This is a genomic window from Trinickia sp. Z7 (assembly GCF_056498045.1).
This window is the reverse complement of the sequence record NZ_JAUEQW010000004.1, coordinates 204,815-216,981: the sequence shown is the minus strand read 5'-3', so window position 1 is coordinate 216,981 and position 12,167 is coordinate 204,815. Positions and strand designations below refer to the sequence as shown.

General features: G+C 64.4%; 10 protein-coding genes. 6 read left to right on the top strand and 4 right to left on the bottom strand.

The genetic code is table 11. The annotated features are described in order from the left end of the window. Entirely contained in the window at positions 1-1,110 is a 1,110-nt protein-coding gene (gene tssA, locus QQS38_RS09790) for a type VI secretion system protein TssA (protein WP_479645174.1), read from the top strand. A 42-nt stretch (positions 1,111-1,152) separates the two neighbouring features. Here tssA and QQS38_RS09785 read toward each other — a convergent pair whose 3' ends face one another. The 4 genes from QQS38_RS09785 to QQS38_RS09770 form a co-directional block, all read right to left on the bottom strand. Continuing rightward, on the bottom strand, positions 1,153-2,166 hold the full coding sequence (locus tag QQS38_RS09785; RefSeq protein WP_479645173.1) for an OmpA family protein: 1,014 nt from the start codon (positions 2,164-2,166) through the stop codon (positions 1,153-1,155). After that, positions 2,153-3,139, bottom strand: coding sequence for a type VI secretion system-associated protein TagF (gene tagF / locus QQS38_RS09780; RefSeq protein WP_479645172.1), 987 nt, complete (start codon positions 3,137-3,139; stop codon positions 2,153-2,155). The genes QQS38_RS09785 and tagF overlap by 14 nt, the downstream gene beginning before the upstream one ends. After that, positions 3,136-7,038, bottom strand: coding sequence for a type VI secretion system membrane subunit TssM (gene tssM, locus QQS38_RS09775; RefSeq protein WP_479645171.1), 3,903 nt, complete (start codon positions 7,036-7,038; stop codon positions 3,136-3,138). The genes tagF and tssM overlap by 4 nt, the downstream gene beginning before the upstream one ends. 88 nt (positions 7,039-7,126) lie before the next feature. After that, positions 7,127-7,990, bottom strand: a complete 864-nt coding sequence (locus QQS38_RS09770) for a M15 family metallopeptidase (protein ID WP_479645170.1) — start codon at positions 7,988-7,990, stop codon at positions 7,127-7,129. A gap of 124 nt (positions 7,991-8,114) precedes the next feature. Here QQS38_RS09770 and QQS38_RS09765 point away from each other — a divergent pair, with 124 nt between their 5' ends. The 5 genes from QQS38_RS09765 (at position 8,115) to QQS38_RS09745 (ending at position 12,134) form a co-directional block, all read left to right on the top strand. Next, positions 8,115-9,098 carry a phage tail protein gene (locus tag QQS38_RS09765; RefSeq protein WP_479645169.1) on the top strand — a complete coding sequence of 328 codons (984 nt, stop codon included), beginning with the start codon at positions 8,115-8,117 and terminating at the stop codon, positions 9,096-9,098. 112 nt (positions 9,099-9,210) lie between these two features. After that, positions 9,211-9,792 (top strand): thiamine phosphate synthase, encoded by a 582-nt coding sequence (locus tag QQS38_RS09760; RefSeq protein ID WP_479645168.1) that lies wholly within the window; start codon positions 9,211-9,213, stop codon positions 9,790-9,792. A 389-nt stretch (positions 9,793-10,181) separates the two neighbouring features. Continuing rightward, entirely contained in the window at positions 10,182-10,679 is a 498-nt protein-coding gene (locus QQS38_RS09755; protein ID WP_479645373.1) for a YciE/YciF ferroxidase family protein, read from the top strand. A gap of 49 nt (positions 10,680-10,728) precedes the next feature. Further along, positions 10,729-11,262 (top strand): phasin family protein, encoded by a 534-nt coding sequence (locus QQS38_RS09750; protein ID WP_479645167.1) that lies wholly within the window; start codon positions 10,729-10,731, stop codon positions 11,260-11,262. Positions 11,263-11,555: 293 nt separating this feature from the next. Next, positions 11,556-12,134 (top strand): GNAT family N-acetyltransferase, encoded by a 579-nt coding sequence (locus QQS38_RS09745; protein ID WP_479645166.1) that lies wholly within the window; start codon positions 11,556-11,558, stop codon positions 12,132-12,134. Positions 12,135-12,167 lie beyond the last annotated feature (33 nt).

The following is a 12,167-nucleotide window of genomic DNA, read 5'->3' as shown; positions in this document are numbered from 1 at the left end:
ATGCCGATCGACCTCGCACCGCTTATTGCCCCGCTTCAAGGCGCATCGCCCTGCGGCGACGACCTGCTGTTTTCTTCCGACTTCGATGCGATCCAGCACGCGCGCCGCTTCGACGACCCGACGCTCGATCAGGGCGAGTGGATCACCGATATCAAGGAAGCCGATTGGGGCTTCGTGATCGAGCGTTGCACGCTGCTGTTGAAGACGCAGACGAAGGACCTGCGTCTGGCCGCATGGCTGACCGAAGCGCTGGCGATGAAGCAGGGCCTGGCCGGCCTATCGCAAGGTTATGCGCTGCTGGCAACGCTGAGCGAACGCTATTGGGACAGCGTGCATCCGCTTCCCGAGGGCGACGACGCCGAATACCGGCTCGGCAATGTCGCATGGCTCGTCGGGCGCACGTCGCAGTTGCTGCGCGAAGTGCCGCTCACCCAGGCGGCGAGCGGCGCATTCACGGGGCTCGATTGGGAGGTGGCGACGAACGTCGCGCAGGGGATCCGTCGCGACCCGGATCGTGCCGACGATCTCGCCCGGGGCAAGCCGTCGATCGAGCAGATCGATGCGGCCAAGCGTGGGACGCCGCCTGCGTTTTACCGCACCCTGCTCACGGACTTGAAAGCGTTCGAGGCCGCGATGCTCGCGCTCGAACGCGAACTGGACACGCGCGCCGGCACGGCGGCGCCCAGCTTCCGGCAAGTGAAGGATGCCTACGAGTTCGTCTTTGCGCTTGCCGAGCGATTCGCGCGCGACGTGGGCGCGAAGATAGAGCCCGTGACGGAGCAACCCGCGCCTCCGACCGAGCGCGCCGAGCCCAGTTTCAAGACGGCTCTTTCTCTCGAGACTTCGATGCTAGCCAACGCCGATGCACCTGCTGCCGTGCGCCCGACAGGCCCGATTCAAACCCGTGCCGACGCCGTAGCGCAACTGCGCGCGGTCGCGCGTTTCTTTCGCTCGACCGAGCCGCACAGCCCCGCTGCCTATCTTGCCGAGAAGGCCGCCGAGTGGGCCGACATGCCGTTGCATCAGTGGCTCTCCGCCGTGGTCAAGGACGACGGCTCGCTCGCGCATATTCGCGAGTTGCTCGGGGTCAAGCCGGACGACGCGAGCTGAACCCCGAGGCGACGCTGGGCGGCGATAGGCCGCCCTTCGCCGCTACTGGCCGACGCGGAACTCGATGCGCCGGTTGCGCGCCCGGCCGTCGTCGGTGCCGTTCGATGCGATGGGCTGGTCGGGGCCGACGCCCATCGTCGTCATCGAGCGCGGCGCAACGCCCTTCGTCACGAGATAGCCTTTAACGGCATCGGCGCGCGCCTGGCTCAGCGTAATGTTCGAGGCGCGATTGCCCGAGTTGTCGGTGTGGCCGATGATCTCCACCGTCTTGCCCGAGATTTTGGCGAGCACTGTCGCCATCTGGTCGAGGATCGCGCGGCCCTGCGGGGTCAAGGTCGCGCTGCCGGTTTCGAATTCGATCGTGCGATTCGCGAGCGTGTTGTCGAGCAGGCCTTGCTCCGACGCGCTCACGCGCAACCCGTTGCGGATCGTATAAGTCGGGTTCAGCGCGTTGGCCATGTCGCTCGCGATTTGCTGGCGCTGCGATTCGTTCGGCACCTCGCCCTTCACCTCGATTTGCGTGCCGTCGATCTTCAGTTGTCCTTTGCTGATCTGCTTCAGTTGCGGACCGAGCAGCTTCTGCACGTTCGCGCTCCAATTGGGCGGCGTCGCGACGCCGCCGACCTCGATCTGATCGACCACATTGCCCGCGCCGTACGTCTCTCGCAAGCGCTGCAGGACGGCGCTGTGCGTGGCTTCGTCGGGCACCTTGCCGCTCGCGACGACTTGGCCGGGGGCCGCATCGGCGGGGGCGGGAACATGCGTGGGACCGCTCGTCGAGCCCGACGTGCTCGCGCCCCCGATCTGCCCCTGCGGGGGCAGCGTCGCGACGCGAACGCGTACGCCGTTGTTGTCCACGGGCGACACCATGGCCGGGCTGCCGTTCTCGGCAAAGGCGGCGCCGGCCGTCAAGCAGCCGGCCGCCGTGATCACCGCGGCTACCACGGTGAGCGCGAAGCGGCTCAAACCCGTTCGCCGCGGCTCGCTCGCAAGCCGCGGCGAATCGCGATGCCGCTGCTCGATCGATGCGCTCGTGCGCACGTCACGCCCCGACATACGCTTCGCGGAACGTATCGATCGCGATGCGCAGCGACAGTTGCGGCTGTTCGAGATAGCTGACGAGCTTGCTGATTCCATGTTCGTTCTGGGCGTGGTCGTCGACCCATTCCGGGTCGTCGATGTCGATGTTGTGAGCCGCATAAGCTTGGGGATCGATGACGCTGTGCAAGGTCTTCGCCGAGGCGCCGTTGAAGCCGACGACGAGCCGCTCGCGTTCGGCGATCGTGCCGATGAAGATCGCCAGTTCGAAATCGGCCTGCGCGAGGAACGGTGCGATCAGTTCGAGCCAGAATGCGGCCACGAGGCTGCGGTAGAACATGTCGCTCGGCAGGGGCAGCGTGAGGCCGCGCTCGAGGTTCGGCGCATGGCTGAGCATGACGGGCTTGAGCAGCGAGCCGAGCGCGAGCATCGCGCCGCGAAGCCGCACGGGATGGCCGCTGGCGAGCAGCATCTGCTCGAGACCGGCGAGCGTTTGATGCTCGACGAAATCGGAAAACGTGCCGTCATGCGAGTTCGCGGTGCCGACGTCGATCGACACCTGGGTATCGCCCAGCGCTTGCAGCGCCGCGGCGGGTTCGTCGCTGTCATAGACGGTGCGCATTTGCGTCGAGGCGCGCGCCCATAGCCGCGCGAATGCAAGCGGGCTGCGCGCAAGAAAGGCGAGGGGGCGCTCGACTTCGAGCGCCGTCGCGGCGAGCAGCGGAAAGCGGCGCGAGGAGACGTCGTGGCTCGACATCATGTGGCCTGCAATCGCCAGCCGGCTTTGCGAGCCGAGGAACGCGAAATGCATGGGCTTCGCGTTCTCATAGACGATCTTCCAGCGTGGATCTTCGGCGAGCAACTCCATGGCCTGCGCAACCCAATGGTCGAGCGTCTGCAGCAGTTGCGGATTGTGTGTGCTCTTGACGAAGTCCCCGCGCGAAGGAATCTTGCCGAAGTAGGCGAGTTGCGCCTGCACGGTTTGCGTCATTGCGCGGCTCCTGTATTCGAGACGGCCGGATTGGCGGCCGAGGGCGTGAGAGTGTTCGACGGCGCCGCGGCTGCCGCGTCCGACGCGGCGAGCGCCGGAGCCGCGCCGCTCGCTTGCGCGGCGGCCGTGCGCGCCGCCGCGGCGTCGGCGACCGACTCGGGCAGGCGTGTGCCGCGCAGGCTCTGCTGTTGCGGGGCGTCGCCGCCGCCGCTGCCGCCGTTCGAAGGCTGCGACGTGCTGATGATCCGCATGCTGAGCGCCACGGTCACGCTGCCCTGGTTCCACGTCAGCGAGAACGTGCCGTCGGGGTTGCGCGTGCGCTTGGCCGAATTGATCAGCTTTTCGAGCCCGTAGCGGCCGGGCTCGTTGACGAGTTCGATCGTCCGGCCGTCGAACGACGTGGCCGTCAGCGTGGCCCCGGGGGCGCCTTGCGGGTTCGGCCAGACGAAGTTCGTCCATTGCGGCGGCGTATTGCGATAACGCAACTGCTGGCCGTCGATGGCAATCGTGTACTCGGTCGTGCCTTGGCCCGGCTGCGGCAGGATCTGGAACACCGTTTGCGGTTCGGCCGCCGCGCCGCCGCTGGCGGCCGCCGCACCCGAGAGCGGAGCGACCCAGCGAGCGAAGCCGCTCGTGAATTCGGGCGAAAGCACGATGCCCATCCCGCCCCACGTGCGCGGCGAGAGCGTATCGCCCCGCCGCACGGCGAGCGGCCCGAGGGTCGTGCCGACGAACTTGGAAATCGCGCCGTCCGGACCGAACACTTGTGCAATCTCGCTTGCACCGGCTTCGACCTTCGCGTCGCCAGAGAACGGATACTTGTTCGCGAGCGAGGTTTGGAAGGTTTGGTACACCTGCGCGTTCCAGACTTTATTGACCTCGTTGCTGGCCGGCTCGATCGCGACCGCGAACGCTTGCATCAGCGGCCTGACCAGCAACGGGCGCAGCGCCTTGCGCTGATCGTCGGTCAGCCCCGTGAGCATTTGCTCGTCGACGAACTTGAGCGAATCGGCAAGTTCGGAGCCGTTGCCGTCGAGCGTCTGCTGCATGAGCTCGCGCGCGCCGGGGCCGGGATCGCCTTGATTCTTGAGGACGTTAAAGCGCGTGCGCACCTTCGATAGCGTATCCATATAGCCGTTCAGCAAGGACGCGTTCTCTTGCTTGGCCACGATGCGTGCGAGCCCGCTGAAGGCAATGCCGACGGGGCCTGCCGTGGGCGAGCCGCCGGCCAAATCGACGTCGATGCCGGCGTTTTGCGCCGCCTGCGTCTTCGACGAAAACAGCCGCTTGAACCATCCCGTGACGCCGTTCTGCGCCTTCTGCAAGGTGGTGGATGCAAGCGCCGGATTGTCCCAGGCCGTTTGGGCGTAGGCCGTTTCGAGGATCTTGCGGATCGGCGAATCCTGCGGATCGCCGAGCCGGTTCATCGCATCGACGGCCTGGCCGAAGCTGCCGAAGTCGCGCACGGCAATGCCTTGCATGAAGCGCTGCCAATGCTGAGCGTACTCGGTCTTGTACATACCGACCAGCGCCTTTTGGATCTGCTCGGGGCTGCCTTCGAGCGTGAGATCGTCCTGCGAAGACGTGTTCAACACCCAATCCTTCGCTTGCAGCTCCTTCGTGGCGGCGTCGCGAATCGCGGGCTTGACGTAGTCGAACCACGCTTCGCGCGTGAACGTGCCGGGGATCGCATAGCTGCCGCCGACGAGGCCGGTGTTGTTCTCCCCGACGATGCGCGCGATCGTCATCGGCGCATAGCGTGTGGAGGCGCGCGCCTTGATTTCCTCGTAGACGCGTTGACGCGCCGGCATGCCGCGCACGACGTGGCGCAAGTTCTCGCGCGTCTGGTCGATCAGCGAGAGGTTGGCGTCGATCATCGGCCAATCGTCGTCCGACACGCGCGCGAGATAGAACGTGATCATGCGCTCGGCGCTCTTGATCATTTCGTCGCGCGACATGTTTCCGCGATTCGTCTCGAGCCAGCCGCGCCAGAAGCGTGCGAGCTGATCGGTGAGGTGCGCCGCTTCGACATGACGCTTGTCCGACAGCATCAGGTAGGTCTTCAACGCGTTGTAGGCGTCTTCCACGTTGGTGGGCGACGCATCGCTATAGAGGCCACCCTGCGCGCCGTTGGCCGCGGGAGCTTGCGTGCTTGCGCGCGCCGACACGGGAATGGCCCCCGATTCGGGCGGACGCGTGAGCGGGGCGAGTTGATCAGGGTGTGCGTCGACCTCCTTGAGGAAGGCGGCCAGATTTTGCGAGACCGGGTCGAGCATCAACTGTTTGACGCCGCGGTAGTACTCGGCCAGAAGACGCTGCTCGATCCGATCGCCTTGGTACAGGCCCAGCGAGACCGAGATTGGGCGGTCGTGGCGGAACTGCTCGAGTTGCGTGATGCGATCTTCGAGAATGTCCATCGCTTGCAGCCGCGACTGCAGATCGTTGCGGTTCTGCTGGAGGCGCACGATGTTGTCGAGGTCGGCTTGCACGTTCGAGGCGAGCTGTTCGTTGCCGAGCGCGGACCATGTCCACCCCCCGAGCGCCAGCGCCAGTGCGGCGACGAACGCGAAGAACGTGCCGTAGCGGAACCGCGTTTTCGCGGGGCTGGCGAATTGGCGTACGGTCTGGCGATCGGCGAAGATGACCTTCGAGAACAAATCGCGCAAGAAGAACCCGTTCTTGGAAGAGGCCGCTTGCGGCTTGGGCAGGTTGTCCACCGCAAGCCCGAAGCGGGCGCCGATGCGCTGCGCGGCGGCGCTGCTCGTCTCGCCTTCCTGCAGGGCGCTCGTGAAGTAAAAGCCGCGCAGGATCGGCTTGTATTGGAACGGGTTGTTTTCGAACAGCGTCGCAAGGAACACGCGCAGCGCGGGCTTGATGGCGAGAAATTCGAGCGGAAAGCTCAACTGCCCCGGCGAGAGCATGTTGCCGCGATTGATCGACATCTGCGCGACGCTGATTTCCTTCAGGCCCTCGTAGAGTTCTTCGAAGCGCTCGTCGAACAGGCCGACGATGTCGCGCTTCTCGTCGGGCTCGTACGGCAGCGTGGCGCCCCAGACGCGTTCGTACTCGTGACGCTCGCCCCCGCTGAAGAATTCGGCGAAGCCCGTGATCAGATCGGCCTTCGTGAACATCACGTAGACAGGCGCAAATACTTCGAGCTTCTCGGTCAACTCTTGGACGCGCTGGCGCAGGCTGCGCGCGAGGTTGATCGTGGCGTCGGGGCGGCTGCTCGTGAGCTCGGCGATGCTGGCCGTCACGATGATGCCGTTGATCGGCGCCTTGGGCCGGTAGCGCTTGAGCAGATTCAAGAAGCCTAGCCACTCGGTGCGGTCTTCCTCGTGGACCGAATAGCGGCCCGCCGTATCGAGCAGGATGCCCTCGGTCGTGAAGAACCAGTCGCAATTGCGCGTGCCGCCGATGCCGTGCACGACCGCGTCGTTCTTTTCCGCGAACGGAAACTGCAGTCCCGAATTGAGCACGGCGCTGCTCTTGCCGGCCGCCGGATTGCCGATGACGATGTACCACGGCAAGTCGTAGAGCGCCGAGCCCCCCGAGGCCTGACCGATCTTCGACGTTTTGATCGTGCGCACGGCCTCGGTCAAGCGCGTGCGCAGGACATCGAGATCGGCCGGCTTGGCGCCGGCGGCCTGGGGCGCCTTGCCCGTTTCCGCCTGTTGCTCGAGCATATCGCCCAGCTTGCGGCTGGCGCGGCGCGCGGCAACGCGCCGCCAGAGCCAAGCGACGAACAGCAGAACGAGCAAGCCGGCCACCGCGAGCGCGGGCCAAAGCGGCGGGAGGTCGAGCCAAGAGGCGAGGCCGAACAGAATCGCCGCGATGACGACCACCCCGACCACAGTCATCGTCCGTTTGCTGATCAGCGCATTGAGGAAGCGTTGCATAAGGCTTTAACTTTCTTGAGTCTTCGAATGGCCCGGCGCACGGCGGCGAAAGGCATTGCGTGTCGGTGCTCGGCGGACGAGCTTCGCATTATTGCCGGGCGACCGTACCGCTTGGCGGCCGTCCTAGGACGAATCCCGGCTTGTGATATTCAACGTGTCCGAAATCCATCAATTTCCATCGTCCGCCCCATGTCAAGCCGACTTGCTCGGCCGTTTTCCCATAAAGCTCATAGCCTCGCATGGCCCAGGGATCTTTCTCGGAAATGACGATCTTGCCGTCGCGCAAAAACGCGTTGTCGGCGGCAAGGCCGTATTGGTGATAGCTCTGAAATGCTGCCGCATTGGTCACGCCCCCCAGCTGCGCGAGTCGGTTTTGCCTCTCCGGGCTTCGATATCCTTCCAACAACGCCATGTCGTACCCGTACTGCTCGTGCATGATCTTATAGACGAGCAATAGGCGTGTTCTGAAATCGGCATCAAGCAAATTCCAATCGCGGCTGGCGTCGCGCAATGCTGGACGGACCTGTTCGACTTCCCGTGTCGCGAATACCTCGGGCGGCAGCGGCGGCGGTGGAACGAGCTGCTCCCCATTGAGCAAAGCGGCGATTTTCTCGTCCGGCACGCGGGCTTCGCCATCAAACTGAAATAATTGGCGACCGCCCAACGCAATTGCGATCAATGGAGGCGCCGCAAGGATACCTGCGGTAATCAAAATCAGCAAGCGTTGCCGAATCAGTATTTTTTGCGCGTCTTTAAAGGTGATGCGAGAAATTCTTACTGATTCATCGATGCCGTTACGCGCATGAGAGAGGCCGCGGGCGGCGCGCTTCGATATGTGCCGGTGAAATTGGGCGGCCGCCGACATTAGTGCGGCGCGTGCAGGCGGCAATAGGAACAACGCCGCGATGGTCACGGCGACGGCGAAATAAGCGGCGAGTGCAACGGCAATCAAGATCGGCCCCGGGAGGGAAATAAATTGTATTTTGTAATGCTTGCTCTTAGAATCTGGCCTGCTTGCGAGGGAGGCCGGATCGTATTATCGCGGCGAATTAAACAAAGAGCTAACGAGATACTGAATGAGTGCGCCGGAAAGTTCCAGTTCCAAAGGGCGGCCGAGCCTGCTTTCCGAGACGGCCCCCGGGCCCGTAGACAACAACTCCCGCATTTTGGCGAGTCTGGAGGGGCGCGTCGTCGCGCAACAGCCCCCACGGCGCCGTTCGAAGAAGCCGGCGATCGCCGCCGGCGCGGCTGTCGTCGCCTTCGCGGCGCTCGGCGCCTGGCAGTGGTTGCGCGGTCAACAGAATGAGCCACCGGTAGCCGCGGCGGCGCCCGCGGCCACCGTTGTGGCAAAAGCATCTCCTGCTAGCGGTGCCGCACCGAGCGCGGGCGCCGCTTCGTCGGTGCAAGCTGCACAGGCAGCGGCGGCTTCGGGGCCGCAGGCTGCCGTGATCGTCGCCGACGATACCGTTCGAGTGGGCGCCGATGCCGGTAGCGCCGGCGCGGGCGCTTCGTCGCCACACAGCGCCGATGCAGACCGGCTATCCCAGGCGCTCGCGAGCGGCGCGGCGCCTGTCCAGAACGTGGATAAGGCGGCCTCCGCTGCGGTGGCGGCCGCGGCGGCGAGCGCGCCCGTTGCCAAACAACAGGCGCCGGTCAAAACGATGGCCGGGCGGACGCAGCGTGAGAGCGCCAAACAGAACCCGAGAGACAGCGCCAAAGCACGTCATACCGAGAAGCTGGCCGCTGCGCATGCGAGCAAGCATGTCAAAGCGCGGCCGAGCGCAGCCAAAGACGATCCCGATGTCGATCTGCTAGCGGCGCTCGTCGCGCGCACGAAACGCTACGATGCCAAGGCGGCCAGCGCCCCTGCGGTCGCCGGCAAGACGGCCGCGTCGAAGGCCGGCGCAGCGAGTCTGGCCGATCAGGTGAAGGCGTGCGACAACGGCAATTTCTTCGAAGCGCAAAGTTGCCGCTGGCATGCGTGCTCGGGCCATTGGGGCAAAGATCCGGCCTGTCCGAGCACGGCTTCCGCAGCGCAGGCGCAACAGCAGGCGCAGTAGTGGTGGCAGTGCACGCTTGTCGACGCCGCCGCGCACCTGCCGATGCGACCGCATCGCGTTCGGCCCGATGCGCTCACTTGGCGCGACGAGCGGCTTTTGTTAGCGTGAGCGGATGCGCATCGATCCGCCTCTTCCCGAAATTTTATTGATCACGCCCGAGCCGCCCGAGCCGGCACGGTTCGATGTGTTTCTCGAACGCTTGCGCCACGCGGTTTCGTCGGGCGTCGCGCTCGTGCAGCTGCGCGCGAAACACCTCGATGCCGTGGCCTACTGCGAGTTGGCCGAGCGCGCGTGCGCGATATGTCACCGCCACGCGGCGCGCCTCGTCCTGAACGGTCCGCTGGACGATCTGCCGAGCGCCCACGCCGACGGCGTGCATTTGCCGAGCGCCCAGCTCATGCGATGCCAGGCGCGCCCGAGCGGCGCACGCCCCAAGCTGCTATCGGCGGCATGCCATTCTCGCGAGCAGCTTCTGCATGCCCAAGCGATCGGCGTCGATTTCGTCACGCTCTCGCCCGTCTTGCCGACCGCAAGCCACCCCGGCGAGCCGACGCTCGGCTGGGCGCGATTCCAAGCGCTTACCGCGCAGGTGTCGATGCCCGTTTTTGCGCTCGGCGGCATGACGCGGGAGGCGCTGCAGACGGCTCGCGCCCGCGGCGCCTACGGGATTGCCGGGATTTCTGCCTTTTGGTGATTGCCTCTTGGCGGATGATGCGTGGCAGACGACGCGCGAGCGAGTCCGTCCGCACCACAACCTAAGTGCGCAGAGGGGCACCGGCGCACCGGCGCGACGAGTGCCTGCCCGCGACAGTCGCCCATCACCCGCCCACCACCCACTCACGGCATTTGTTCGATGGCCGCGTGTCCTTGCAATTTCGCGCAGGATGAAAAAGAAACAAGTGCAGTGTGCGGTTTCGAGGGGCGGCGCAGCAGGCGGCAACGGCCGTTGCCCTGCGTTGCAAGACCCGCGGTGAAGGCACGTGCGTTGCGGTAGTGCGGCAGGACTTCGCTCCGGCCCTCGGCTACGCACTGTTTCACCGGCGCCGGCGCGAAGAGGACTCACGCTTGACATAGAGGACTCGCATCATGGCACGCAAGACACTCGAGGATCTTTTCATTCATTCGCTGTCCGATATCTACAGCGCAGAGAAACAGTTGACCAAGGCGCTCGGCAAACTCGCCCGCGCGGCGACCAACGAGCAACTGTCGCAAGCGTTCGAGACCCACCTGCAAGAGACGCATGGCCAGATCGAGCGCATCGATCAAGTGGTCGAGAAATGCGGGCTTCGTCTGAAGAGAATGAAGTGCGCGGCGATGGAGGGGCTGATCGAGGAAGGCGCCGAGCTCATCGACGAAATCGAGAAAGGTTCCGTGCTCGATGCAGGGTTGATCGGCGCGGCGCAGAAGGTCGAGCACTACGAGATCGCGTCGTACGGAACGCTGTGCGCGCTCGCCAAGCAGCTCGGTAAGCCCGAGGCCGTGACGCTGCTCAAGGAAACGCTCGAAGAAGAGAAGGCAACCGATAAGAAGCTCAGCGAGTTTGCTGAAAAAGTCGGCAATCCCGAAGCGGCGAGAAAGTAGTGCGGCGCTTCGATCCCAATTCGTTTCACCTTCCGATGGAGTCAAAACGATGAGCTCACCTGCAATGGGCTACCCCGTCGAGGCCGGTCATGCCGGGCGAGCGGCCTTCACTTCGCTGGCCGACATCGCCAATCAAACGTTCGACGGCTTCGAGCGGCTCGCGCGCCTCAATCTGCAAACGATGAAGACGACGCTGGCCGAGCAACACGGCATTGCGCTGGAAGCGGTCGATTCGCGCTCGTTCGACTGGCTCTCGACGTTGCCCGTGGCGCAGGCGCAAGCCGGCTTGAAGAAGACGCTCGCCTATTGGCAGCACGTCAATGCAATTGCTGTCGAGACGGCGGCGAACAATGCCGGGGCCGGTTGGGAGGGCTTCACCGAATGCACACAATGGTGGAGCACTGCGCTCGCGGATGCGGGACGGGCGCGAGCGGGTTCACCGCTCGTGTTGACCTCTCCGGAAGCGAACTTGCCGGTTTCGACAGGCTCCGATTCGGCGGAAATGCCGAGGACGGGCGGTAAGAAACGCTCGGTCGATATTGTCGACAGCTCCGGGAATGTCGTTTCGTCGGTGAAGCAATAAAAGAGAAACGTTCACGCGATGGTAATCCAGCGGCGGCCCTAGGGGCCGCCGTTTCTCGTGCCGGACCGAGACCGTGGTTTCTGTGCGGCGACCGCCTAGCGTCGCCGGTCGCGCTCAACGGCCAGACGACGGGAAAGTCGATTCGGGTATGTACGGAGGCAACGGTCCGTAGGCTCAGTTGCTAGTGCACATTGTCTAGACTAATATCCACGGGGCGATTACAAGCTTTTCATAAGCCGATCGACATGGATTAATCGATTGGCCCCTCCTTTTGCGAGGACTGGAGATTTCAAATGGCCAACGGATCCAGCCCTGCTGTCGAGGAGCGGCGTGCTCGCGTCGAGGGTGCGGGCGGTGCCGTCCGGCTTCGCGGTGCATGTGAAAGCGATCGGGCCTTTTTACTGGAGGTTTTCGAAAGCACGCGCGTGCATGAGTTTGCGCAACTCGAATGGAATGGCGAGCGCATATCGGCGCTGCTGGCAGAACAGTTTGCGATGCAGGACGCCTATTACCGGCAGCATTACCCCCATGGCCGATTCGACGTGATTATGTTGGGGGAGGCGGCGATTGGCCGGCTGTATCACGACTGGCACGGCAATGAGGCGCGCCTGATCGACATCGCACTGTTGCCGGTATATCGTGGCGCCGGGATTGGCACGCAGCTTTTGCATGCGTTCGTCGCGCGCGCGGCAGCCCGAGCGATGCCGATCGTGCTCTACGTCGAAATGAATAATCCGGTGCAAGGGCTTTATCGCCGGCTCGGGTTTGAATCGGTCGGAGAGAACGGCGTGTATCTGAAGATGCGCCGTCCCGCGGCGGCCTTCGAGCATGAAAGCGGTATATCGATCGAAGGGCTCGTATCGAGGAACTAGCATGAGCGACGCGCAGCGATGCGCGAGCGTAGA

Excerpts from the sequence above, each read along its gene's own strand:
- tssA (WP_479645174.1), top strand. The coding sequence starts at position 1 with ATGCCGATCGACCTCGCACCGCTTATTGCCCCGCTTCAAGGCGCATCG.
- QQS38_RS09785 (WP_479645173.1), bottom strand. The coding sequence starts at position 2,166 with ATGTCGGGGCGTGACGTGCGCACGAGCGCATCGATCGAGCAGCGGCAT.
- tagF (WP_479645172.1), bottom strand. The coding sequence starts at position 3,139 with ATGACGCAAACCGTGCAGGCGCAACTCGCCTACTTCGGCAAGATTCCT.
- tssM (WP_479645171.1), bottom strand. The coding sequence starts at position 7,038 with ATGCAACGCTTCCTCAATGCGCTGATCAGCAAACGGACGATGACTGTG.
- QQS38_RS09765 (WP_479645169.1), top strand. The coding sequence starts at position 8,115 with ATGAGTGCGCCGGAAAGTTCCAGTTCCAAAGGGCGGCCGAGCCTGCTT.
- QQS38_RS09760 (WP_479645168.1), top strand. The coding sequence starts at position 9,211 with ATGCGCATCGATCCGCCTCTTCCCGAAATTTTATTGATCACGCCCGAG.
- QQS38_RS09750 (WP_479645167.1), top strand. The coding sequence starts at position 10,729 with ATGAGCTCACCTGCAATGGGCTACCCCGTCGAGGCCGGTCATGCCGGG.
- QQS38_RS09745 (WP_479645166.1), top strand. The coding sequence starts at position 11,556 with ATGGCCAACGGATCCAGCCCTGCTGTCGAGGAGCGGCGTGCTCGCGTC.